This window comes from Bacillus cereus group sp. BfR-BA-01379, from assembly GCF_022663605.1.
GTDB lineage: Bacteria > Bacillota > Bacilli > Bacillales > Bacillaceae_G > Bacillus_A > Bacillus_A mobilis.
Genome location: NZ_JAKUFT010000061.1, coordinates 1 through 24,824, shown reverse-complemented (window position 1 = coordinate 24,824; position 24,824 = coordinate 1). Strand labels below are relative to the sequence as shown.

Below are 24,824 nucleotides of genomic sequence, written 5' to 3'. Positions count from 1 at the left end.
GAGCGATGGACATACTTTTAGCGATTTTACCGGCTCTATTTTGGGGAAGTATTGTGCTATTTAACGTGAAACTGGGCGGAGGACCGTATAGTCAAACGCTCGGTACAACGTTTGGTGCACTTATTTTCTCGATTGTTGTTTATATTTTTATGAAGCCAGTATTAACTCCTACTGTTATTGGAGTTGGAATTGTATCAGGTTTATTTTGGGCACTTGGACAGGCGAATCAATTAAAAAGTATTGATTTAATGGGCGTTTCGAGAACAATGCCTATTTCGACAGGACTGCAATTAGTTGCGACGACTTTATTTGGAGTCATCGTATTTCATGAGTGGTCCACGACAATATCAGTCGTCCTTGGCGTTTTGGCACTCGTTTGTATTATTATCGGTGTTATTTTAACATCACTTCAAAGTGAGGAAGAAAAGAGTGCAGAGCAAGCGGGAAATTTTAAAAGAGGTATTATCATTTTATTGATTTCAACAGTCGGTTATTTAGTTTACGTAGTAGTAATTAGACTATTTAATGTAGATGGTTGGTCAGCTTTATTGCCACAAGCAGTTGGTATGGTGTTAGGAGGCATTTTGCTTACGTTCAAACATCATCCATTTAATAAATATGCGATAAGAAATATTATTCCAGGATTAATTTGGGCAGCTGGAAACATGTTTTTATTCATTTCACAGCCGCGTGTTGGAGTGGCAACAAGTTTCTCGCTATCACAAATGGGAATTATTATTTCAACGCTTGGCGGGATTCTTATATTAGGTGAAAAGAAAACGAAACGCCAATTAATGGGGATTGTTGCCGGTATCGTTTTTATTATTGCAGCTGGAATTATGTTAGGTGTTGCAAAAAGTTAAAGGGGGTATTGAAATGTATAGTGATTTAGCAGGGAAAGTTGTTGTTATTACAGGATCGGCAACTGGTCTTGGAAGAGCGATGGGAGTAAGGTTTGCTAAGGAGAAAGCGAAAGTAGTAATTAACTATCGCTCACGAGAGTCAGAAGCGCATGATGTATTAGAAGAAATTAAAAAAGTAGGCGGAGAAGCGATTGCTGTAAAAGGAGATGTCACGAATGAATCTGATGTTGTGAATCTCATTCAATCTGCTGTGAAAGAGTTTGGTACACTTGACGTTATGATTAATAATGCAGGGATAGAAAATGCGGTACCATCGCATGAAATGCCGCTAGAAGATTGGAATAAAGTAATCAATACAAATTTAACAGGTGCTTTTTTAGGAAGCCGTGAAGCGATTAAATATTTTGTAGAACATGATATTAAAGGGTCTGTCATTAATATGTCGAGTGTTCATGAGAAAATTCCGTGGCCGCTATTTGTGCATTATGCGGCCAGTAAGGGTGGTATTAAACTGATGACAGAAACGTTAGCGTTAGAATATGCACCAAAAGGTATTCGAGTAAATAATATTGGACCAGGTGCAATAAATACACCAATTAATGCAGAGAAGTTTGCTGATCCTAAAAAACGTGCTGATGTGGAAAGCATGATACCGATGGGCTACATCGGAAAACCGGAAGAAATTGCAGCAGTTGCAACATGGCTCGCTTCTTCAGAGGCCAGTTACGTAACTGGAATTACGTTATTTGCAGATGGTGGAATGACATTATATCCATCGTTTCAAGCAGGACGTGGGTAATAGAAAAGGACAAAGAGTTTTTGCTCTTTGTCCTTTTTTCTGCAAAAAAAAATAGCGGTCGGCTATTTTAAATTTAATGATTAATTGTATCTTGAAGATATTCTGTTGCTTGATGTTCAGAAACATTTTGCACGAGTGCAACTTCGCTAATCATCATTTTTCGGGCATTATCTAGCATTTGTTTTTCGCTCGCATTTAAAGCTCTCTCTTTATTGCGGCGAAGTAAATCACGAACAACTTCTGCACTATCTTGCAGATTGCCGTTTTTCATTTTTTCCATATTCATTGTATATCTTTGTTTCCAGGAAAGTGATGTATCTGATTCCCCGTTTTGAAATTCAAGAAGTATATCATCTAACGTACCTTTATCTACGATATAACGAATACCTGATTTTTGTAATTGATCCATAGGAAGCATTACTTGCATATCTTTACTAATGATACGTATCACACAATATTGACGTATTGTTCCTAATATTTCTTTCTCTTCAATGGCTTCGATGACTCCTGCGCCGTTCATTGGATAAACGATTTTATCACCAATTTGAAACAAATCATCCACCTCCATATGTGGTAACCATCTTTAACGATAACACAAGTGAATAAAAATGTCAAATTTTATATAATACCATAATAATTATATTCGAGTCAATAAGTAAAAACTCTTTTTTTATATATATTTTTTTGCTCTTACTTATCTATGATTTTTTTAGAAAAATAGTACAGGTGAAGAAAGAAGGCATATCCACTTATTTTTAAGCATAAAATGTAAAATCGCTAATACAATATACCTAAATCCGTTCTTTGCAAAGGAGGGAGAGAAGGTGGGGCGCACAATAAAAATTGATATTACAAATAAAGTTGTAGCTAAATTTAGACCAGATTGTTTGGAATTATATACGAGTAAATTTATGATAGGTAAGTTTTATGTCTATACTGAAGGTAAACAATATGTGTTAGAAGACGGATATATATATGAAGACGGAAAATTTTATCGCATCATAGATACGCACCGTGGCAATAATCAAGCGGCGGAGGGCTGCGATCTAGGATGGTGTTAACATGATTCGTGTGAAAGTGTTTGACGAAAGTCACGAAAAAGACTTAGAAGACGCTGTAAATGTGTTTTTGAAAAAGATTGATGATAGTAACTTTGTAGATATTAAGTATCAAGTTGGTGTTTCCATTAACGATGATGAGAACCAAATTTATTGTTTTTCAGCAATGATCGTTTATAAAGCATAAAAAAGAGCTGGGTGAGCCAGCTCTTTTTTATGCTTTATGTTGGGACAACATGTGTCGGTAATACGTTCATAATAGATTGGGGTGTACCTAATTTCTTTGTCGTTAAAAGAGGCTCCTCTGTTTCATGGTTTTGGGCATCTGTACACATACCAAGGTGATAACGATCACCTAAAAATGGATCAATATAAAAACCGTTTTTGAATACTTTATCATTCGGATGTTTTTCATGATGAATATCAGAGCAGTTAATGCAATAGAACATAGCTTTCATCCCCTTTTTATTTTTGTTTGAAAAAAGTGAGTCGGTAGTCATTTCGCTCCTAAGGAAATGTTGAGGAGAAGAGAAATAACTACCTACTCAAATGGTGGGCATATTCCTTCTGATTTTTCATATCTCGCGTAGTGTCCCCGAGGGAAGGAGGAGAGACGAAATACGCATGATATACGTAAGGCTCTTCTTTCAAGATGAATGATGGAGTTTCATGTTGAGAGAAGTTTTTATTTTTTGTTGCCTTTGTGAGTATCTTATGAAGGAATGCTGAGAGGGTGTTTGTCCTGTTGAAAAAATGTTGAGAATTTCTCAACAGTAAAAAAGAATTAGCGTTGACATGAAACTAAAAGGTGTTATATTATCTAAATGTAACCAAAAGGTGTTATATTTGAGCGCCGAATAAAGGAGAATGAAAATGGAACAACAAAATACATTAAATGATATTAAACAAACAATCGTTTTCAACGCGTCTATTCAAAAAGTATGGAATGTAGTATCAACTGCAGATGGGATCGCATCATGGTTTATGCCAAATGATTTCGCATTAGAGGTAGGACATGAATTTCATGTGCAATCACCATTTGGGCCATCACCATGTAAAGTGTTAGAAATTGATGAACCAAACCATCTATCTTTCTCATGGGATACAGATGGCTGGGTCGTTTCGTTTAATCTGAAAGACCTAGGAGATAATAAAACAGAATTTACGTTAATTCACGGCGGCTGGAAACATCCTGATGAAATTCTTCCGAAAGCGAATGCGAAGAGCTCTATTATTCGCGATAGAATGAGCGGAGGCTGGGTAGCGATTGTAAATGAAAAACTGAAAAAGGTTGTCGAAGGCTAAGTGTCCTCATCAGCAGCGAAATATGATGTATTTCAAGCAATTGCTGACCCAACCCGCCGAGAAGTAATACGGTTATTAAGTGATAAAGAGTTACCGATTTCCAAAATAACGGATCATTTTCCGATGAGTCGTACTGCGGTTGTAAAGCACCTTCATATTCTTTCAGAAGCGAATTTAGTAAGCGGAAGAAAGAGTGGAAGAGAGAAGATATATCGCTTGCATCCAGAACCACTAGAGGAATTACAACAGTGGCTCTCGTATTATGAGCGTTTTTGGGATAATAAATTGTCCATGCTGAAACATATTGTGGAGAATGAAGAATAAAAAGAGGATGACCCAAATGGTCATCCTTTTTATTATTGCTCATTTGTTTGTGTAGCTGGCTTTAATAAAAGCCAAGCGATAATTAGTGTAAATACTGCTAATACGAAAGTACTCATATAAATGACGTGAACACTTGATGCTAATGCTTCTTGCGATTCGGTTACTACGTTTGCTGTAGTTCCTCCGTGCCCGCCACCAGATACAAGATCAAGGTTTTTAATGCCACGTGCGTGAATCATCGTATTGAAGATTGTTCCAAAGATTGCAGCACCTAATGTTTGACTAAATGTATTAATAAATGTGTTTAGACCAACGGCTGTTCCGCGTGTATGAGCTGGTACAGCTGCTTGAATTGTTACCATGTAAATCGGTGTCACAAGCCCCATTCCCAAGCCGAATAATCCGACTGCTACATAAATAAGGAACGATGGTGAATGTGTTGATAATGTAAATAATAAGAACGTAGCGACTGATAAAATGCTAGCTCCAAGTAAAATGATTTGTTTCGTTTTTAATTTGCCTACTAAGTTACCAGAGAACATTGCACCGAATGTCCACATAACAGGAATTGGCATTAAAATGAGTCCGGCTTCTGTCGCGTTTTTTCCTAATACACCTTGGCTCCAGATTGGAAGGTATACTGTAATACTAATAATCATGGCACCGGCAATGAGAGTTAGTATGTTTATCGTAGATAATGTACGGTTAGAGAAAAGTGCTAGCGGAATTAATGGTTCCGGAGATTTTTTCTCGATGAATAAGAAAATAATGAATGAAACGACGGCGAAGATTAATAGGCCGATAATTGTTATGTCTCCCCAGTTTTGCTTACTGCTACCTGTTAATAATGCGTATAGTAAAGCGATTGTGCTTAATGAAAAGACTGTAGCCCCAAGATAATCGATATGTTGCTTAGATGATTTAATAGATTCTTTGTAATAAATGGCGATCATTAAGCAAGCGATAATTCCAAATGGAACGTTTAAGAAGAAAATATAACGCCAAGAAAGAGAATCAACTAAAAATCCGCCGACTAACGGCCCGATAACACCAGATACACCCCAAACGGCACTCATCCAGCCTTGTGCTTTCGCGCGGTCTTTCGCTTCGCTATATAAGTCTCCAATAATCGTCATTGTGATCGGCATAACAGCACCAGCACCAATACCTTGAAGAGCGCGGAAGAAAATTAATTGTTCCATCGATGTAACGACTCCGCAAAGTGCAGAACCGACTAAAAAGATTGTAGCTCCGATAAGTAAAACTTTTTTACGGCCGAATAAATCAGCGAGCTTTCCGTATATTGGAGTCGAAACAGCTGTTGCAAGCATATAAATTGCATATACCCAACTAACAAGTTCGACGCCTGACAAATCACTCGTTATACGAGGGATTGCTGTACTAACAATCGTTCCTTCTACCGCAGAAAGAAACGTCATTAGCATTAAAGACATCATGACTTTTTTTCTCATATGTTTTCCCCTTACCCTTTTTCAAATATTCAACAATATAAAATATAAAGGTACTAAGGTATATAAAGCAACAAAAAAGCAATGGGAAGTTAAGGGGAGGGGATATTTGTCGTGAAATCACCGATATAACTTCATGTACCTATAAAAAAAGAAACAGGAATCCCTGTTTCTTTTTTTAATATTGCATTTTCGCGTTTTCTCCAGCCGTTGTTCCGGCAATTCTACCAGTAACGAGAGCGGATGTAATGTTATAGCCGCCAGTATAACCGTGAATATCAAGAACTTCTCCGCAGAAATATACGCCGTTCGTGAATTTAGAAGACATTTCTTTCGGATTAATTTCTTTCACGGATACACCGCCGCCAGTCACGAATGCTTTTTCAATTGACTGCGTACCATTTACATTCACAGTAAATTCTTTAAAGTCTTTCACAAGTGCACGAATTTTCTCGTGAGAAACTTGTCCAGCTTGTTCACTACCGTCAATTTCATTTTTTTCTAATAAGAATAGGAAGTAACGCTCAGGTACATAACCTTTTAAAACGTTTTTAATCCCTTTTTTCGGATCTTCTTTCATTTGTTTCAGCATGCGTTGGAATAGTTGCTCACTATTTTCCTCTGGCAATGCATCGATGCTCATTTGAATCGTATTCGTTTTAAACTTTTTCAGTGCTTTCACGACGAATTGGCTACAACGAAGAGCGGCGGGACCAGATAGGCCGAAATGAGTGAAGAGCATGTCCATTTTGTGAGAAATGATAGCTTTTCCTTTCGGGTTTAATACACTTAAGTTTACATCGCGTAAAGCAAGACCTTGTAAGGAGCGATCACGAATAAATGGTTCGTTTGAAAGGATCGGTACTTCTGTTGGGAATAATTCTGTAATAGTATGTCCAGCCTTTTCAGCCCAAGCATATCCATCTCCAGTAGAACCAGTTTGAGGAACAGACTTTCCACCAACAGCGATAACGACGTGATTCGTTTCTAACACTTCGCCAGTTTGCAGTACGACTGCTTTCGTTTGACCATTCTCATATTCAATCGTTTCGACAGGTGTATTCGTACGGATTTTAACACCTAAGTCTCTTAATCGTGTTAAAAGTGCATCTACTACTGATTGTGCTTTATTTGATACAGGGAACATGCGACCATGATCCTCTTCTTTCAGTTTTACACCGAGATTTTCGAAGAATGTAATAATATCTTCATTATTGAAAATAGAAAAAGCGCTGTATAAGAAGCGGCCATTTCCTGGTATATGTTTAACGATCTCATCAAGTGGTAGACGGTTCGTTACGTTACAGCGGCCACCACCAGAAATCGCAAGTTTACGTCCTAGTTTATTTCCTTTATCAAGAAGTAAGACATTTGCGCCTTCTTCTGCAGCACCGATTGCAGCCATTAGCCCAGAAGGCCCGCCGCCGATGACAATAACATCATAATGCATAATATATCGACCTCATTTTCTACATTTCCTGCCTAAAAGAATAGCATGTTTTCCCTTAAAAGAAAAATAGAGTGAAGTACTGCTTAAGGAGAGAATTGTGGTACAATACAAAAGTTAGAGTTCAGCACTATCCTGCTATTTGTGGGCCATAAGACGAAAACCTTATGATGTAAGAGAAATAAAAAGGGATTTGATAGCCCGTAAATGCTCGAATAGTTCAACTAATAATCAGTGGGGGAGAACACCAACACTGATTAAAGTTTCACTTTATGTAGATGTAGGAGGATTTTTGTATGTCCGATTCGAAATTTCTGCGCGGAACGCTTATTGTTACGTTAGGGACATTTTTAGTAAAGTTCTTAGGCATGATTTACGTCTTTCCGTTTCATGCATTAGTAGGTACAGAAGGCGGAACGCTCTATACATATGGATACATTCCATATACGATCTTTTTAAGTATTGCAACGGCAGGGGTACCACTTGCTGTTTCCAAATTTGTTTCCAAATATAATGCGCTTGGCGATTATAAAACGAGCCGGAGAATGTTCCGCTCGGGAATGGTTATGATGATAGTAACTGGAGTTCTTTCGTTCCTAGTTCTATATATGTCGGCGCCATTGTTTGCAGAAGCAATGCTTGGTAAACAAAGTATACACAGTAATGTAGAAGAAGTTACGACGATTATTCGTCTTGTAAGTTTTGCACTTATTGTTGTACCAGCAGCGAGTTTAATTCGTGGTTATTTCCAAGGTCACCAATCTATGGGACCGACTACTGTTTCGCAAATTATTGAACAAATTATTCGTATCGTCTTTTTATTAGCGGGTAGTTTTATCGTTATTAAAGTACTTGGCGGTACAGTTGCAACAGCAGTTGGGGTAGCAACATTTGCTGCATTCGTTTCAGCAGTTGGAGCACTCGGCGTATTAATTTGGTACTGGTTAAAACGTAAAAAACATTTGGATCAATATTTAATTGAACAAACTGTACCAGAATCGACAGTGAGTACTGTTCAGTTATTTAAAGAATTATTTGCATATGCGATTCCTTACGTTGTAATTGGGTTAACAATTCCTTTATATCAACAAATTGATACATTGACATTTAACTCAATTATGCAAGCGATTGGCCAAGGTGATATCGCAGAGCGAGCACTTGGTATTTTCACAATGTGGACGCATAAATTAATTATGATTCCTGTATCACTTGCGACAGCGTTTAGTTTAACGCTTGTACCAGCAATTACAAAATCATTTACTGAAAAACAATACCGTTATTTAAAGTTACAAATTACACAAACATTCCAGGCAAATATGTTCTTAACATTGCCAGCAGTTGTCGGTATTTCAACACTTGCATATCCAATCTATACTGCGTTCTATGACTCAGATCCATTAGGTGGACAAGTGTTAATGTGGTATGCACCGGTTGCGTTGTTATTCGCTTTATTTACAGTAACAGCAGCAATTCTACAAGGGATTAACCAACAAAAACATGCGATTGTCGCGCTTATTATGGGTGTTATTTTGAAATTTGTATGTAACGTAATCTTTATTCGTTATTTCGGTACAGTTGGAGCAATTTTAGCAACAGCAGTCGGATTCTTAGCTTCTGTATGGTATACGAATAGACAAATCAAAAAACATGTACACTATTCATTTGGTGTTGTATATAAGAGAACATTCCAAATTGCAGTATTAACACTTGTAATGGTCATTGCTGTAAAGTTATCACAATGGATTCTATCCTTCATGATTTCGCCTGATGGACGAATTGGTGCTCTTATTACAGTTGTGATTTGTGCAGGTATTGGTGGTCTTGTGTACGGATTGTTAGCGATTCGCACAGGAGTACTGGAAAGAGTATTTGGCGGAGAAGCGTTAGAGAAAATCCAACGTAAACTTGGCAATAGATTCAAAATAAAGTTGAAATCAAAAGGGGCGTAATTACGTCCCCTTTTCTATGATAAACAAAGAAGGTGAAAAGCGTGAGATTAGATAAATTATTAGCAAATATGGGATATGGAAGTAGAAAAGAAGTAAAGAAATTATTGAAAGACGGCGTTGTGAAAATTGATGGAACGCCAGTGAAAGATGCAAAGGTTCATGTAAATGTAGAAGAGCAAGAAGTTATGATTCACGGTGAAGTTGTGGAATATAAAGAGTTTGTTTACTTAATGATGCATAAACCACAAGGTGTTATTTCAGCGACAGAAGATGATAATCATGAAACAGTAATAGATTTATTAGAGTTAGAAGATGCAATCTTTGATCCGTTCCCAGTTGGAAGACTTGATATTGATACGGAAGGTTTCTTATTGATAACAAATGACGGGAAGTTATCACATCAATTGTTATCTCCGAAAAAGCATGTGCCGAAAAAATATTATGCACACGTTGCAGGAGTCGTAACAGAAGAGGATGTAAAAGAGTTTGCTAAAGGTGTTATTTTAGATGATGGCTATGAAACAAAGCCAGGTGCACTTACAATATTAAAAAGCGATGATATTTCTGAAATTGAGCTTGTCATTACAGAAGGAAAGTTCCATCAAGTGAAGCGTATGTTTGAAGCGGTAGGGAAAAAAGTAGTCTACCTAAAGAGAACAGAGATGGGACCGTTAGTATTAGATGCAGAGTTAGAACTTGGAGAATACCGAGAGCTATCAGATGAAGAAGTAGAAATGTTAAAAACATATCAAGTAGATACTGAGAAATAGTGCTGTTTTTCGGCGCAGAAAAGACCCCTTTCTAATGAGTTAGAAAGGGGTATGTATTTATTTACATACAATTATTTTTTCATTATGAGGTCATTCTCACTTTCTTTCCTGTTGTTGTCCACTTACCGCGGCAAGGGCTATACACGAGTTCATTAAACTGCAACACATTTAGATCACGTTGTATCGTTCGCGGTGTGATCCCGAACTCATCTACAAGGTCTTTCGTCGTTACCGTTCCGTTTTCATTGATGTACATATAAATTGATTTAATGCGTGTTAGCATACGAGTAGTTGTAGGTTTCAAGAGAAAACCACTCCTCTACTAGTTTTTTTGACCCCATTCAGGAAAGAAGGTCGTTACTACCATTGTACTCTACATGATAAAATTCATGCTTTAATCTACTTAAATTTTACAAAAGTTTAACAAATATTCATATAGAAAAATATTGGTAGTTGACATTGTATATATGGTCAGTCAACTAACACATAAAATTCTACGTAAAACGCCAAATTCCTGCAAATTTTTTTGAAAAAATAAAAGAAAAACTAATGAGAAATATCTGAAATATTACAATTGTTCGGTATTTAAGTTTCGTGTATAGCATAAGAGATTTCGGTTTGTTATGATGAAAGAAACAATATAGTGAAGGATGGATGCGTGATGTCAGCGATTAATTGGACAGAAGAAGTTGCAAAACGAAAAGATGATTTAATTCGTGATACACAACAATTTTTACAAATTAAAAGTGTATGGGAAGAAGAATCGGCGAAAGAGGGCGCACCATTCGGTGAAGGTGTAGAAAAAGCTTTATCTTTCATGTTGCATAAAGGAGAAGCTGAAGGTTTTACTTCTAAAAATTTAGAAGGATATGCAGGTCATCTTGAAATGGGACAAGGAGAAGAATTAGTAGGTATTCTTTGTCACGTTGATGTTGTACCAGAAGGAGATGGCTGGACGACTCCTGCATATAGTGCAGATATTCGTGATGGAAAGATTTTTGCACGTGGTGCAATTGACGATAAAGGCCCAACGATGGCAGCTTATTATGCAATGAAAATTTTGAAAGAATTAGGTTTACCTCTTTCAAAACGCGTTCGTATGATTTTAGGAACAGATGAGGAAAGCAATTGGAAATGTGTAGATCACTATTTTAAAAACGAAGAAATGCCGACAATCGGTTTTGCGCCAGACGCGGATTTTCCAATTATTAATGCAGAAAAAGGAATTTCTGATATACAAGTTGTGCAAAGTGGTAGTGAAGAGAAGAAAGGTACATATGAACTAGTTTCGTTTGAGTCAGGTCGCCGTTTAAATATGGTTCCTGATTTTGCAGAAGCGATTATTACAGGAGAAGATGTAAATGCACTTACAGTAGCATATGAAGAGTATTTACAAACTGCTAAAAAAATAGGTGAAGCAATTGTAGAAGGTAATACGGTGACGCTGCAAATTAAAGGGATTTCAGCTCACGGATCTACCCCAGAGAAGGGCGAGAATGCAGGTTTATTACTGGCAAACTTCTTAACGAAAGTCGCTCTCGATGGAAAAGGGGCTTCGTTTACAACATTTGCAACAGAAACATTTACTGGTGATATTTATGGTGAAAAGGCTACTATCGCTTATAAAGATGAAGTTAGCGGTCCGTTAACAGTGAATGTTGGACGACTTTCTTATACGAAAGAAAATGGTGGTAATTTAGGATTAAATGTACGTTATCCAGTTACGACTAACTTTGAAGAGATGATTGCGAAGTTAAAAGAATACGTTGGTACTCATGGATTTGAAGTAGCGGACTATTCGAACTCTCGCCCACATCACGTCGATAAAGACCACGTATTAATTCGTACGTTGCAGCGCGTATATGAAGAACAAACAGGTGAAAAAGCAGAACTATTAGCGATTGGTGGCGGTACTTACGCTCGTTCATTGGAAGCTGGCGTTGCGTTTGGTCCGTTGTTCCCTGGAAAAGAAGAACTTGCGCATCAAAAAGACGAGTACATTGAAATTGAAGACTTATTAAAAGCGACAGCAATTTACGCGCAAGCAATTCATGAATTAGCGAAGTAATAGATATATAAATAATAAGAGGCCGTCCCGATACATATTTTGGGACGGTTTTCTGTTACGTATCGTTTGTTGGTAAGGCGATATTCCTTGTCGAAATATCGATATAATTTCATTTCGTATTGCAATCTTAACTTGGTTAGACTGTTAGGGAAATTTGATTCTTTTTCATTGAATGAGATAAGAAAGAAAAGCAACAATAGAAAGAAGGAGAAGATGTACATGGAGCCACATTATTTTGTCGCAATCACTTTACCAAATCATATAAAAGAAGTGCTTTCTAACTATAAAGAGGAAATGCAGGAGGGATTACCATTTCGTTCATGGGTACATAAAGAAGACTATCATATTACCCTTTCATTTTTAGGGAGTGCGACAGAGGAACAATTAGAGGGAATAAAGAATGGATTACAAACACTTACAGAAAAAAAGGAACTATCGTTCACATTAAAAGGGTTTTCAACGTTTGGTATGGAGGATAGGCCACGTATTTTTTGGTCGAAGGTAAGTGAGAATCAAGATTTGTTCCAGTTACAAAAGCAAGTACACGCTATTTGTGAAGGGAATGGATTTTCTTTAGAAACGCGCCCGTATCATCCGCATATTACTGTAGCTCGTAAATGGGTAGGAGAAGGTGAATTTGATTTAGAACATATAAAGGAAGTGCCTGAAATATCATTTCAAGCGGATACAATTACTTTATACGAATCTCACGTGAAGGAGACACCGAAGTATAAAGCGATTGCTGAAATAAAATTACAAAAATAGAATGTATGAAAACGTTTTTTATACAGGTGAATATACTATAAAGAATAATGTGTTACTGTATAGAGCTTTGCTGATAAGAAAAGCCTTATCATTTGCAGCTCGTTTCATTTTAACTTTAAGAATGATGGTGATTTTTTTATGTTGAAAGTAAAACGTCCATTTGATGCCTATTTAGATGAAATGAATAAAATTACAATTTTGCTCCCACATGCGTATGGAACAAGTCGGACATTTCGTTTGCAAGAAGGAAGTAAAGTGAAAGATTTACCGATTGCTCATACAATTGCGCTTCCGGATGCAACGAAGTATGAGTGCTTTATAGAAGAGCCGCTAGATGTGGGGAAGTATTATACAGTACGAGATGAACGGAATGAAGAAACAGATTTACAAATAGGTGCTGTCATAAGAACAGCGATTTTCGATGAAAAGTATTATTACGAAGGTACCGATTTAGGGGCTGTGTATCAAAAAGAAGCAACGACATTTAAAGTGTGGGCTCCGACTGCGAGGCTTGCGAAAGTAAGGATTTATAAAAGTGATAAAGAATATACCGATCATGAAATGTACAGAGGAGAAAATGGAGTTTGGACTCATACATTACAAGGCGATTTAGCTGGAGCAAAGTATACATTTCTTGTTTGTATTAATTTAATATGGAATGAAGCGGTGGACCCTTACGTAAAGTCAGTGACTGTAAATGGGAAGTACGGCGTTGTTATCGATTTAGAAAAGACAAATGTAACAAAGGGGGAGCAATTACCACCATTACAGGCAATGACAGATGCCATATTGTATGAACTGCATATTCGTGATGCTACTATTCATCAGGGCAGCGGAGTGAGTAAAAAAGGAACATATAAGGGGTTAATGGAAGAAGGAACAACAGGGCGAAATGGGACGTTAACAGGCTTGTCTCATATAAAAGATTTGGGTGTTACACATGTTGAATTATTACCTTTATATTGTTTCGGTGGTGTAGATGAGGCGAATCCTTCCTCTGCATATAATTGGGGTTACAATCCATTATGTTACAATGCACCAACGGGATATTATGCTACAGACCTCTCTGATCCGTATAACAGGATAGTAGAGTGTAAACAGTTGATCGAAACATTTCATGAGCATGGCATTAGGGTGATCGTAGATGTTGTATATAATCATGTGTATGAAAGAGAGCTATCATCATTTGAAAAGCTTGTCCCAGGATATTATTTTCGTCATGGTGAAGATGGCATGCCTTCTAATGGGACGGGAGTCGGGAATGATATAGCATCTGAACGAAAAATGATGAGGAAATTCATTGTAGAGTCTATTTTATATTGGCTTACTGAGTACAATGTTGATGGATTCCGATTCGATTTAATGGGAATTTTAGATGTTGATACAATGAACATAATAGAAAAAGAAGTGCGAAATATAAAACGAGATGCATTGTTATTAGGAGAAGGGTGGGATCTACAAACACCACTTCCTCTAGAGGAAAAAGCAACGTTAAATAATGCAAAGAAAATGCCGTATATTGCGCAATTTAATGATCAATTTCGTGATGGAATAAAAGGGAGTACCTTTCATATAAATAAACGTGGTTTTGCATTTGGTGGGCATGTAGACTGTAATCATTTGCAGTATATAGCATCAGGAAGCCTTTTAAGTAGGAAAGAAACAGGTTTGTTTTTAGAGCCTGTGCAAAGCATTAACTATGTAGAATGTCATGACAATATGACGATGTGGGATAAACTAATGCGCAGTAATGAAGAGCCAGAAGAGATTTTGAAAAAACGTCACCTTCTAGCGAGCGCAATGGTGATTCTTTCGCAAGGTATTCCTTTCTTACATGCGGGGCAAGAGTTTTATCGTACGAAGCAAGGAAATGAAAATAGTTATAATGCAAATGATGAAATTAATCAATTAGATTGGGATCAAAAAGAGAACGAGATAGAGACCGTTAACTATATAAAAGGTTTAATTGCGATTCGTAAAGAGCACGGAGCATTCCGATTACAAAACGCAGATCTTATAAAAAAGCACATGACTTTTTTGCAAACCTCTCCAGAAGTACTTGCATATCACCTAGTGCATGCAGAATCGTTTGGACCGTGGAAAGAGATTGTGGTTTTATTTAATAGCGGTTTGGAAGCTAAAACGGTGCAACTTCCGAAAGAAGAAACGTGGCATGTGTTAGTAAACGAAAAGCAAGCAAAAATAGAGCCGATTTCTTCATTTAGAGGAAAGGAACTTCAGCTGGCTCCAATTAGCACGTATATATTGACGATAATGTGACAAATCGCTACTTGACGATGAGAATGTAATAAATGTAGAATTGACAAAGGTGACGATTTTGATAAGTTGTCATTCTATGACTGGTTTTGTAAAATAAAATAGAGAGTTTTTGGCTTATGCCAAGTTTTCTTTTCATTTACAGTAAAATATATGAATCCACAACATGTGTAGAAATGTTGCGGTTTTTCTTTTCATAACTATAAAAGATAAGGATTTGTTAACGGGTAATGAATATGGAATGGTTGGAACAATTATTAGGAAAAGAGTGGAGTCTTGTACCGGCTGGTGGAGTAACGGGCGATGCATATATTGCGCAAAACGGACAACAGAAGTTATTTTTAAAGCGGAATACATCGCCCTTTTTAGCGGTATTGTCAGCAGAAGGAATTGTTCCAAAATTACTTTGGACAAGAAGGGTAACGAACGGTGATGTAATTTCTGCTCAAAAATGGCTTCCGGGACAGAAGCTAGAGCCAGAGGATATGAAACTAGAACGTGTTGCAAAACTTTTGAAGAAAATACACTCCTCTAAAGCACTTGTACAGATGATTCAAAGACTTGGGAAGCAGCCGCTTCACGCACAAGAGTTATTACAACAACTGCAACTTGTTTTAAGAGGAGATATAAGGGATGATGAAGCAATTCAGCAAGGCCTTCAATATTTAATGGATTCATTAAAAGATATTGAACACAATGAATTCGTTGTATGCCATTGTGATGTAAACCATAACAACTGGCTATTGTCGGATGAAGATGAGCTGTTTTTAATTGATTGGGATGGAGCTGTAATTGCTGACCCAGCTCTAGACCTCGGTATGTTATTATATTGGTACATTCCGCGCCACGAATGGAGCGAGTGGCTCGAATATTATGATATTGAAATGGATGAATTGCTGCTTAGGCGTATGAGGTGGTATGTAATAGCACAAACGATTTTGTCTATTCAATGGCACACAACAAAAAAGCAGCAAGCAGAAGCTGAATATTGGCATCAATATTTACAGCAACTACTTGCTTCAGAGTAATACTTAAGAAAAATTGTCCATTCCAGCAATCCACTGAGTAAGTTGTTCTTGATTATTGGAAATGTGGTTGTCCAAATTAGAGGAAGATTTACCCGATTGACTATAAGAATATACATCGTTTAGCATTGCTTTAGCGTCACTACTTATACTATCGTTTGCGAGTAACGATTGAATGAGACGCTCTAATTGCTCGCATTCAGAAACTGTCCCGCAACAATCACTTTGGTGATTGACTAAAATATCTTTCAGCACTTCTAATTGATGTTGTTGATTAATTGGCATGAACGGATCATCCTTTCGATTGTTTTTCTCTTCCTAGAAATATAAGAGAAAAAGCTGTTTCGTCATGGAATGTTTAATGCTGTATGTAGTTTTTATCAAAATGGTACATCTTATACTTGAAAGAAACGGACCGAGTGCTCGTACGTACTTGGTTTTTTGTTTGGTAGATTGATTAAAACAGAAAGAAGGAATTATTCCTTTAAAATAGCTATGTAAAGAGAGGGAGACATCTATGCGTTTAAGACATAAACCATATGCAATGGATCGAATTAATGAGTATTCACATATCGTAATTGGAAACCCAGAGGAGCGCGCTGGTAACTGGAAAGAAGTATTTGGAAATGAACAACCAATTCATATTGAAGTAGGTACAGGTCGTGGCCGCTTTATGTATGATATGGCAAAAGCAAATCCGCATATTAATTATATTGGAATTGAAAAATTCACAAGTGTTGTTGTAGATGCACTTGATAAATTAATTGAAGAAGAATTACCGAACTTAAAGTTAATTAATAAAGATGCTGAAGATTTAAAAGTTTTCTTTGCAAAAGGTGAGATTGATCGCGTTTATTTAAACTTCTCAGATCCATGGCCAAAGACACGTCATACGAAGCGTCGTTTAACGTATAAAACGTTTTTACGTAATTATGAAGAAGTGTTAGTAGAAGGCGGAGAAATTCATTTCAAAACAGATAACCAAGGTTTATTTGAATACTCTCTAATGAGTATGGCTGAGTATGGTATGTTATTAACTTACCTTAGCCTAGATCTTCATAATAGTGATTATGAAGGTAATATCATGACTGAATACGAAGAGAAGTTCTCTAGTAAAGGTCATCGTATTTACCGAGTGGAAGCGAAATATCGTACAGAACCTATGCAGTAATGCATAGGTTTTTTGTAGCTAAAATAATCGGAATTTTGTGTTAATATTAATTTAAAAGGGGGATGCGTAATGGAACAGTTACAAATTGGCGATATAAAAGTGACGTGGCTAAAAGGTGGGAACACACATTTAGACGGGGGAGCAATGTTTGGAGTTGTGCCGAAAGTACTTTGGTCACGTAAGTATAAACATAATGATACAAATCATATTTATTTACGAACAGATCCGTTACTTTTACAAACGAAAGACGGGAATATGCTCATTGATTCGGGAATAGGAAACGGTAAATTGAATGAGAAGATGAAGCGAAATCAAGGTGTAACAGAAGAATCATCGGTTTATGAATCATTAGAAAAACTAGGATTAACGCCTGAAGATATCCACTACGTTTTAATGACGCACCTTCATTTTGATCATGCATCTGGTTTAACAAAACGGAAAGATGATGGCCTTGTACCAGCTTTTCCGAATGCGAAAATTTACGTAAGCGAAACAGAATGGAATGAAATGAGGAACCCAAATATTAGATCACGTAATACATATTGGAAGGAAAATTGGGAGCCAATTGTAGATCAAGTTATTACGTTCCAACAAGAAATAGAAATTACAGATGAAATAAAAATGGCGCATACAGGCGGTCATAGTGATGGACATGCAGTTATTGCTTTAGAAAGCAAAGGTGAAACGATGCTTCATTTAGCAGATCTATTGCCGACGCACGCTCATCAAAATGTACTATGGGTAATGGCATACGATGATTATCCAATGACATCGATTGAAAATAAGCAAAAGTGGATGAAGTACGGCGCTGAAAACGATGCTTGGTTTACGTTTTATCATGACGCATATTACCGTGCCGTAAAGTGGAATGAGGAAGGGCATATCGTAGAAAAAATAGAGCGGAAAACGAGTGTAGAAGCATAAACAAAGGAGGTTGTTCTAGCAGTCTGTTGGGGCAGCCTTTTTATTATTGGCTTTTTTGGTCGATAAATCGATATATTTCAAAAAACGCCGATATAATTTCAATTACTATCCATAATTAAAAAATAAGAGGTTCACCTAATGGGAACCCTCCTTTTTATGCTGCTATAACCTCTAAAACAGTACCTGTTTTAGCATCAACTAAAAATTCAAATCGTTCTTGTATATCATCTAACATCGTTGTAAGACCGCCGCGATAAACTTCATATGCGACATCATATTTTTCAAATGTCTCTGGAACCATATGTACCCAAGAGCCAGTAATTTCACCTTTATGACTTAATGCTTGTTTCACCATTTTCAATGCTTTTTCTGAAGAAATATGGGATTGTTCTTGGACTTTGTTTGCAACAAGATAACCAGCTGCAAATCCAACGCCAAGACCTGCTACTAAACCTTTCCAGCTCATATATTCACCTCAATTCTATAAAATAAAAATAGTGTACCAATAATAATTATAAAGCAAATACAGCTAAAAAAGAAGAAACTAGAAACATTTCGAAAATTTCGTTACAATAAAAGAGGTATTCTACTAAGGTTTGAAAGAAGGGGACTTCGTGAATAAAGAGACATTACAATTATTTCGTACGTTAACAGAATTACAAGGTGCATCAGGTTTCGAACATGATGTACGCCGTTTTATGAAGCAAGAATTAAGCAAATATGCGGATGAAATTGTGCAAGACGGTTTAGGTAGCGTATTTGGTCTGAAAAAAGGGGACGAAACTGGCCCACGTGTTCTTGTAGCAGGTCATATGGATGAAGTAGGTTTCATGGTTACGCAAATTACGAAAAACGGGATGCTTCGTTTTCAAACGTTAGGCGGCTGGTGGAGCCAAGTTCTATTAGCACAACGTGTACAAGTTATGACGAAGAATGGTCCTGTTATTGGGGTTGTTGGTTCTATTCCTCCTCATTTATTAAGTGACGCGCAACGTGCAAAACCGATGGATATAAAAAATATGTTAATTGATATAGGTGCAGATAGCTATGAAGATGCGATTGAGATTGGTGTAAAACCAGGACAACAAATCGTGCCAATCTGCCCGTTTACGCCGATGGCAAACGAAAAGAAAATTATGGCGAAAGCTTGGGACAACCGTTACGGATGTGGCCTTGCAATCGAATTACTAAAAGAATTAAAAGACGAAACATTACCAAACACATTATACTCTGGCGCGACTGTACAAGAAGAAGTTGGTCTTCGCGGTGCGCAAACAGCTGCAAATATGATTCAACCAGACATTTTCTATGCGCTTGATGCAAGCCCAGCGAACGATGCGTCTGGTGATAAAACGCAGTTCGGTCAATTAGGAAAAGGTGCTCTTCTTCGTATTTACGACCGTACGATGGTAACACATAGAGGAATGCGCGAATTTATTTTAGATACAGCAGAAACACACAACATTCCGTACCAATACTTTATTTCACAAGGTGGTACAGATGCGGGCCGTGTACATACAAGTAACTCAGGTATCCCATCAGCAGTAATTGGTGTTTGCGCACGCTACATTCATACACATGCTTCTATTTTACATGTTGATGATTATGCGGCAGCGAAAGAGTTAATTACGAAGCTTGTAAGAGCAACGGATAAAACGACGTTAGAGACAATTAAGAATAACGCGTAGAGAGGAAGAAGGGCTGAAGAGCCTTTCTTTTTTTGGCTTGAATAGATGATCCATCCATGTGTGGTGGCGGTCAGTGCCTAATTGGTGCTCGAATGGTGTATTAAGACACTGGGTAGGAAGGCTGTTTTGTGTTCGAGGTCGGCAATGGTGAGGAAATCCAACTTCTTTTTTAGATTGGATAGATGCGCCGGTGATGTATGGTAGTGATTGATGTTTAATTTAAGTAGGGCGAAATGATGAATGTATATAGAGGTGAATGAAATGAAAGTAGTAGTTGGATCGAAGAATAAAACGAAAGTTGGAGCTGTGGAGAAGGTGTGGAATGATGCTATAATTACATCTCTTTCTGTTCCTTCAGGAGTAGCAAACCAGCCGTTTTCAGATGAAGAGACGATGCAAGGAGCGGTTAATAGAGCGAAGCGAGCGCTGCAAGAAGGAGAAGCTCAAATTGGTATTGGGCTAGAAGGCGGCGTAATGAAAACGGAGCACGGTTTATTTATGTGTAACTGGGGCGCGTTAGCAACAAGTGACGGTAAAACATTCGTTGCTGGCGGGGCGCGTATTAAGTTACCAGACGATTTTTTAGCACCTCTTGAAGATGGCAAAGAGTTAAGTGAAGTGATGGAAGAGTTTGTGCAGAGAAAAGATATTCGTAGTCACGAAGGTGCAATCGGTATTTTTACAGATGATTATGTCGACCGTACGGAATTATTTGTACACGTTGTTAAGTTACTTGTTGGGCAATATAAGTATGACGAAAAGCAAGCATAAACCTTGCACCGTGCGTGATGTATGGTAGTATAAAAGAAAGATTATAACATGAAAAAATGCACTCGTTAGAGGAGGAAATATAGATGAAATCATTAGAAAGCATGGAGCAATTCCAACAATTGAAAAATGAAGAGAATGTAGTCTTTATGTTCTCAGCAGAATGGTGCCCTGACTGCCGTTTTGTAGATCCATTTATGCCAGAAGTAGAAGAGAAATATAATGATTTCTCATTTTACTATGTAGATCGTGATGAGTTTATTGATCTATGCGTAAAATTAGACGTATTTGGCATTCCGAGCTTTGTAGCGTACAATAAAGGTGAAGAAACAGGTCGCTATGTAAACAAAGACCGTAAAACACAAGAGCAAATCGAAGAGTTCATTGAAGGTTTAAAATAAGGCAATTTGCCAATTGAATTGTAAAACAACCTCTACCTTCGCGGGGGAGGTTATTTTTTTGGAAGGGAGGAACAAGAGATGAAGATGACAAGTAAAAAGATGAAAGACGAGTTAATGAAGAAATTATCTCGCCCGGAATGGGACTTTCAGTATGATAGCGAGAAAGAAGTTCTACGTATAGAGCAAAAAGACTCGAAAAAAGGTATTAACGTATCGCTTCCAGGAGTTGTGGCAAAATGGGAAGTGAATAAAGAAAAAGCAATTGAAGAGGTTGCTTATTACGTACAAGAAGCGTTAATTGCGATGCATAAAGAAGAAAATAGCGCGGCGAAAATTTTACCTGTTATTCGCTCTACTTCTTTCCCGAAACAAGCAGAAGAAGGAAATCCGTTTATTATGACGGATCATACGGCGGAAACACGTATTTACTACGCGTTAGATTCGAATAAAACGTATCGATTAATTGATGAACGTCTATTACAAAAATTAGGACTGACAGAGCAACAAGTGCGTGAAATGGCATTATTCAACGCTCGCTCATTAGGTTATGAATTTAAACAAGACACAGTAGCAGGGAATACATTCTACTTTTTAAACACAAATGATGGGTATGATGCGACTCGTATTTTAAATGAATCGTTACTACAATCGATGCGTGAAAAAATTTCTGGTGATATGGTTGTTGCTGTTCCTCACCAAGATGTATTAATTATTGCTGATATCGTCAACGAAATCGGTTATGATATTATTGCACAAATGACAATGAAATTTTTTGCCGAAGGGCATGTTCCGATTACATCACTTTCATTCGTATATGAAGATGGGGACTTTGAACCAATCTTTATTTTAGCGAAAAATCGGAAGAAGACAGATGGAAAAGAGAAAGGATGAACGAAGTGAACGTTTTTTACAACCTTGAAGGAATTGGTGACACTCTAATTGTTGCCTTACAAGATATTACTTTAGAGAACCGTACTTTTGATCGCAAAGGAGATGTTGCACGCGTATACGATCGTGAAAGCAACGACACAGCAGGATTCAACATCTTTAATGCATCTTCTTACTTAGAAGTAAAAGAAACAGGTAACTTAACGTTAACGAAAGAGCTTGTAGAACAAATCAACGGAATTTTAGCGAAGAACGGCTTTGAAGAAACAGTAGAAGCAGATCTTTCTCCGAAATTTGTTGTAGGCTATGTAGCTGAAAAAGAGAAGCATCCAAATGCTGATAAGTTAAACATTTGTAAAGTAGAAATTGGTACAGAAACATTACAAATTGTATGTGGCGCACCGAACGTTGATGCAGGACAAAAAGTTGTCGTTGCAAAAATTGGCGCTGTAATGCCAAGCGGTATGTTAATTAAACCAGCTGAACTTCGTGGAGTTCCTTCTTCAGGAATGATTTGCTCAGCACGTGAATTAGAGCTTCCAGATGCTCCACAAGAAAAAGGTATTCTTGTATTAGAAGATAGCTTTGAAGTTGGACAAGAGTTCAAATTTTAATTGATGTAAAAAAGAGAGGTTGTCCTTTTGGACAGCCTCTCTTTTCTATTGAATCGTTAATATATTGCGAGTTGTAATAGATATAGTAGAAAATCGTTCATATTTATAAGGATGTCACCTTTTTTCTTAAAATCTATATTGTATTTTATAAACAAACTAGTTAAAATTTAGAAAAATAGAAGGGGATAGACGTATGAAACAACAACTAAAAATCGCAGAACTTCTGAAACGAATTGAAACTTCAAAACAACAAGATATCGAGTTAGGCTCCTATGAAATATATTTGTTTAGTGAAAATGAATTAGAAAAAGGACAAATCGGTTATCGATATGATAAACATAAAAAAACATTAATAAGTGAAGAACATGGAAAATGGAAAGAAGAATGGATTGTTATCGGATATGAAACAGATATGGGGGATCCGATTTTCGTAAATGTAGTTGATGATGCTTATCTCGTTTATACAGCGGAGCGTGGAACTGAAACGTGGCAACCCGTTCATATTGGAAATATGGATGAGATTATAAAACAATTATAAGAAAAACTTTGAGACCGGTGCAAAGTGATGGGAGAAAAATATGAAGTATATAAAGATAATGAGTATGATTGCATTCATTGGAATATATATGGGCGGTTGTTCGCAAGAAGAGTCGAAAAAAGAAGTAACATCTTCTATGCAGGAAACAAACAAAGATAACAAGGAAGACGTACCGGTAGAAAAGCAGCAAGCAGAACAAGAAAAGAAAGAAGAATCGAAAGCAGTTCAAACAACTGAGCAAGTGGAGCATAAGCAGGAGGAAGTGCCTAACGAGGAAAAGAAAGAGGAAGCTACGCCAGTGCAGCCAACTGAGCAACCGCCGCAAAATAATGAACAAAAAGTAGAGAGTAATGAAAAGCAAGGAAAGTTTCTTGTCGTTATTGATCCGGGGCATCAACAAAAAGCGAATTTAAATTTAGAACCGATTGGGCCAGGAGCAGCGACGCAAAAATATAAAGTGACAGATGGTACAACTGGTGTTGTGACGAAAAAAAGAGAGGCTGTTCTCGTATTAGAAATGGCTTTCCTATTAAAAGAAAAGTTAGAAGCTAAGGGAATACAAGTATTAATGACGAGAACGTCACAAGATGTGGATATAAGTAATAAAGAACGCGCGACATTTGCGAATGATCATAAGGCGAATTTGTTTTTACGTCTTCATGCAGATGGTTCTGAAAATCCGAATCAAAGTGGGTTTGCTGTATTAACGCCGGCAGAAGGAAGTCCGTACACGAAAGAGATTTATGCTGAAAGTCTTCAAATCTCTCAAACGATTGTAAATAAAATGAGAGAGAATCAGCAAGTGAAAGTGAATGGAATTAAATTCAGGGATGATCTTTCTGGATTTAATTGGTCCAAAGTACCTGGTGTACTATTAGAACTTGGGTTTATGTCAAATCCTGAAGAAGATAAAAAATTATCTGACTCGCAGTATGTAAATTCTTTATTGCAAAGTGTAACGGATAGTGTAGAGGAATATCGGAAGAGTAAAGCTTAAACGCAGTCTTATATGTAAGGGTGCGTTTTTCCATATGAAAATACGCGTAAATTAGAATGTTATGGATAAATATGACATGCTTAATTTTACCTGCACTTTTTGCCGAATGCTGATACAATAAAGGATGTTACTATTTAGTAGAAAGAGTGGTAAGCATGTTAGATTGGATGAAAAAGCTGTTTAACAAAGAGGAAGAACAAACAGCGATGAATAAAGAAGTACCGGAGCAAGTTGAAAGTCAGCCGAAAATTCCTCGTGTAAACCACTACACTGAAGCAAGAGAAGCACAAATGGCAAGTAGGAATGCAGGTAAATGCCGTTTTCCATTAGTACCAGATAATGGGTTCGATGAAGAGGATGTTATAGAAACAGGGCATTTTGAAGAACAACCTGTTCAAGCTGTAACATATGAAGAGCAGCCTATTCAAAGAGGAATCAAAGTGGAAAGAAGTAGACGACAGTATGTGGAGAAGGTAGTTTCTACATATGAAGAGCCGGAAATGCAATATGAACCGGAGCGAGATCCTGTCGTAAAGAAAGCATCTGTACCTACGCAAGAAAGTAACCGTAGACCATTTCGGCCAACAGAAATGATTTCGCCAATTTACGGATATAATCGTCCTTCAGTAGAGAAAAAGGTAGAAAAGCAGGAGGAAGAAAAGGAAAGAGAAGACCTTGAAATATCTGTAGAGGGCAAATCAGTCGTTGATGCATGG

Annotated in this window: 28 protein-coding genes and 1 pseudogene; 22 read left to right on the top strand and 7 right to left on the bottom strand. The window is 37.3% G+C overall.

The window, feature by feature from the left end:
• Positions 1-5: 5 nt before the first annotated feature.
• Together glcU and MR113_RS20180 are read left to right on the top strand one after the other, a co-directional pair.
• A complete protein-coding gene (gene glcU / locus MR113_RS20185) occupies positions 6-863 on the top strand; it encodes a glucose uptake protein GlcU (RefSeq protein WP_132135240.1) in 858 nt (285 codons plus the stop codon).
• Between the two features lie 13 nt (positions 864-876).
• A complete protein-coding gene (locus MR113_RS20180; protein ID WP_063262115.1) occupies positions 877-1,662 on the top strand; it encodes a glucose 1-dehydrogenase in 786 nt (261 codons plus the stop codon).
• 73 nt (positions 1,663-1,735) lie between these two features.
• On the opposite strand, the gene MR113_RS20175 is transcribed toward MR113_RS20180, so the two are convergent.
• A complete protein-coding gene (locus MR113_RS20175) occupies positions 1,736-2,230 on the bottom strand; it encodes a CarD family transcriptional regulator (protein WP_001998466.1) in 495 nt (164 codons plus the stop codon).
• A gap of 256 nt (positions 2,231-2,486) precedes the next feature.
• Between MR113_RS20175 and MR113_RS20170 the strand changes: the two genes are divergently transcribed.
• Both MR113_RS20170 and MR113_RS20165 read left to right on the top strand, forming a co-directional pair.
• On the top strand, positions 2,487-2,723 hold the full coding sequence (locus MR113_RS20170) for a DUF2553 family protein (protein WP_000533797.1): 237 nt from the start codon (positions 2,487-2,489) through the stop codon (positions 2,721-2,723).
• 1 nt (position 2,724) lies between these two features.
• Complete coding sequence (locus tag MR113_RS20165) at positions 2,725-2,907, top strand: sporulation protein Cse60 (RefSeq protein ID WP_000621751.1); 183 nt, start codon at positions 2,725-2,727, stop codon at positions 2,905-2,907.
• Positions 2,908-2,941: 34 nt separating this feature from the next.
• On the opposite strand, the gene MR113_RS20160 is transcribed toward MR113_RS20165, so the two are convergent.
• Positions 2,942-3,169 (bottom strand): DUF3973 domain-containing protein, encoded by a 228-nt coding sequence (locus MR113_RS20160; protein ID WP_061676806.1) that lies wholly within the window; start codon positions 3,167-3,169, stop codon positions 2,942-2,944.
• Between the two features lie 424 nt (positions 3,170-3,593).
• Here MR113_RS20160 and MR113_RS20155 point away from each other — a divergent pair, with 424 nt between their 5' ends.
• Positions 3,594-4,025, top strand: a complete 432-nt coding sequence (locus MR113_RS20155; RefSeq protein ID WP_242256427.1) for an SRPBCC family protein — start codon at positions 3,594-3,596, stop codon at positions 4,023-4,025.
• Positions 4,026-4,349: an ArsR/SmtB family transcription factor gene (locus tag MR113_RS20150; protein WP_000098837.1), complete on the top strand. Its 324-nt coding sequence runs from the start codon at positions 4,026-4,028 to the stop codon at positions 4,347-4,349.
• A gap of 32 nt (positions 4,350-4,381) precedes the next feature.
• Here MR113_RS20150 and MR113_RS20145 read toward each other — a convergent pair whose 3' ends face one another.
• Both MR113_RS20145 and MR113_RS20140 read right to left on the bottom strand, forming a co-directional pair.
• Positions 4,382-5,821 (bottom strand): MDR family MFS transporter, encoded by a 1,440-nt coding sequence (locus MR113_RS20145; RefSeq protein ID WP_242256425.1) that lies wholly within the window; start codon positions 5,819-5,821, stop codon positions 4,382-4,384.
• Positions 5,822-5,996: 175 nt separating this feature from the next.
• Complete coding sequence (locus MR113_RS20140; RefSeq protein WP_242256423.1) at positions 5,997-7,268, bottom strand: BaiN/RdsA family NAD(P)/FAD-dependent oxidoreductase; 1,272 nt, start codon at positions 7,266-7,268, stop codon at positions 5,997-5,999.
• A 293-nt stretch (positions 7,269-7,561) separates the two neighbouring features.
• Between MR113_RS20140 and MR113_RS20135 the strand changes: the two genes are divergently transcribed.
• Together MR113_RS20135 and MR113_RS20130 are read left to right on the top strand one after the other, a co-directional pair.
• On the top strand, positions 7,562-9,214 hold the full coding sequence (locus tag MR113_RS20135) for a putative polysaccharide biosynthesis protein (protein ID WP_242256421.1): 1,653 nt from the start codon (positions 7,562-7,564) through the stop codon (positions 9,212-9,214).
• 41 nt (positions 9,215-9,255) lie between these two features.
• Positions 9,256-9,984, top strand: coding sequence for a pseudouridine synthase (locus MR113_RS20130; protein WP_242256419.1), 729 nt, complete (start codon positions 9,256-9,258; stop codon positions 9,982-9,984).
• An 82-nt stretch (positions 9,985-10,066) separates the two neighbouring features.
• On the opposite strand, the gene MR113_RS20125 is transcribed toward MR113_RS20130, so the two are convergent.
• Positions 10,067-10,288, bottom strand: a complete 222-nt coding sequence (locus tag MR113_RS20125; protein WP_000805512.1) for a DeoR family transcriptional regulator — start codon at positions 10,286-10,288, stop codon at positions 10,067-10,069.
• Between the two features lie 357 nt (positions 10,289-10,645).
• On the opposite strand from MR113_RS20125, the gene pepV reads away from it, so the two are divergent.
• The 4 genes from pepV (at position 10,646) to MR113_RS20105 (ending at position 16,122) form a co-directional block, all read left to right on the top strand.
• Complete coding sequence (gene pepV, locus MR113_RS20120; protein WP_242256416.1) at positions 10,646-12,052, top strand: dipeptidase PepV; 1,407 nt, start codon at positions 10,646-10,648, stop codon at positions 12,050-12,052.
• Between the two features lie 219 nt (positions 12,053-12,271).
• On the top strand, positions 12,272-12,817 hold the full coding sequence (thpR, locus tag MR113_RS20115; RefSeq protein ID WP_242256415.1) for an RNA 2',3'-cyclic phosphodiesterase: 546 nt from the start codon (positions 12,272-12,274) through the stop codon (positions 12,815-12,817).
• 138 nt (positions 12,818-12,955) lie between these two features.
• Entirely contained in the window at positions 12,956-15,097 is a 2,142-nt protein-coding gene (gene pulA, locus MR113_RS20110; RefSeq protein WP_242256413.1) for a type I pullulanase, read from the top strand.
• 227 nt (positions 15,098-15,324) lie between these two features.
• Positions 15,325-16,122, top strand: coding sequence for a phosphotransferase family protein (locus tag MR113_RS20105; RefSeq protein ID WP_120450943.1), 798 nt, complete (start codon positions 15,325-15,327; stop codon positions 16,120-16,122).
• Between the two features lie 3 nt (positions 16,123-16,125).
• Here the strand turns inward: MR113_RS20105 and MR113_RS20100 are convergent, their stop codons facing one another.
• Complete coding sequence (locus tag MR113_RS20100; protein ID WP_001122236.1) at positions 16,126-16,404, bottom strand: YtzH-like family protein; 279 nt, start codon at positions 16,402-16,404, stop codon at positions 16,126-16,128.
• Between the two features lie 232 nt (positions 16,405-16,636).
• Between MR113_RS20100 and trmB the strand changes: the two genes are divergently transcribed.
• Together trmB and MR113_RS20090 are read left to right on the top strand one after the other, a co-directional pair.
• Entirely contained in the window at positions 16,637-17,290 is a 654-nt protein-coding gene (gene trmB / locus MR113_RS20095; RefSeq protein ID WP_242256412.1) for a tRNA (guanosine(46)-N7)-methyltransferase TrmB, read from the top strand.
• Positions 17,291-17,359: 69 nt separating this feature from the next.
• Positions 17,360-18,214, top strand: coding sequence for a YtnP family quorum-quenching lactonase (locus MR113_RS20090; protein ID WP_242256411.1), 855 nt, complete (start codon positions 17,360-17,362; stop codon positions 18,212-18,214).
• Positions 18,215-18,368: 154 nt separating this feature from the next.
• On the opposite strand, the gene MR113_RS20085 is transcribed toward MR113_RS20090, so the two are convergent.
• Positions 18,369-18,680, bottom strand: coding sequence for a PepSY domain-containing protein (locus tag MR113_RS20085; RefSeq protein WP_000118541.1), 312 nt, complete (start codon positions 18,678-18,680; stop codon positions 18,369-18,371).
• Between the two features lie 148 nt (positions 18,681-18,828).
• On the opposite strand from MR113_RS20085, the gene MR113_RS20080 reads away from it, so the two are divergent.
• From MR113_RS20080 to MR113_RS20045, 8 genes and pseudogenes are all read left to right on the top strand, one after another.
• Positions 18,829-19,902, top strand: a complete 1,074-nt coding sequence (locus MR113_RS20080; RefSeq protein WP_001031515.1) for a M42 family metallopeptidase — start codon at positions 18,829-18,831, stop codon at positions 19,900-19,902.
• A gap of 261 nt (positions 19,903-20,163) precedes the next feature.
• Positions 20,164-20,673, top strand: a complete 510-nt coding sequence (locus MR113_RS20075; RefSeq protein WP_061676818.1) for a DUF84 family protein — start codon at positions 20,164-20,166, stop codon at positions 20,671-20,673.
• Between the two features lie 83 nt (positions 20,674-20,756).
• Positions 20,757-21,071 (top strand): thioredoxin family protein, encoded by a 315-nt coding sequence (locus tag MR113_RS20070; RefSeq protein ID WP_242256409.1) that lies wholly within the window; start codon positions 20,757-20,759, stop codon positions 21,069-21,071.
• A 78-nt stretch (positions 21,072-21,149) separates the two neighbouring features.
• Positions 21,150-21,962: a DUF1444 domain-containing protein gene (locus MR113_RS20065; RefSeq protein ID WP_000784603.1), complete on the top strand. Its 813-nt coding sequence runs from the start codon at positions 21,150-21,152 to the stop codon at positions 21,960-21,962.
• A complete protein-coding gene (ytpR, locus tag MR113_RS20060; RefSeq protein ID WP_242256407.1) occupies positions 21,959-22,573 on the top strand; it encodes a YtpR family tRNA-binding protein in 615 nt (204 codons plus the stop codon). Before MR113_RS20065 ends, ytpR begins: the two co-directional genes overlap by 4 nt.
• A 193-nt stretch (positions 22,574-22,766) precedes the next feature.
• Positions 22,767-23,111, top strand: a complete 345-nt coding sequence (locus MR113_RS20055) for a thiamine transporter (RefSeq protein WP_242256405.1) — start codon at positions 22,767-22,769, stop codon at positions 23,109-23,111.
• 40 nt (positions 23,112-23,151) lie between these two features.
• Positions 23,152-24,108, top strand: coding sequence for an N-acetylmuramoyl-L-alanine amidase (locus MR113_RS20050; RefSeq protein ID WP_242256403.1), 957 nt, complete (start codon positions 23,152-23,154; stop codon positions 24,106-24,108).
• Positions 24,109-24,263: 155 nt separating this feature from the next.
• Positions 24,264-24,824 (top strand): annotated as a pseudogene (locus MR113_RS20045) (DNA translocase FtsK); the annotation flags it as partial.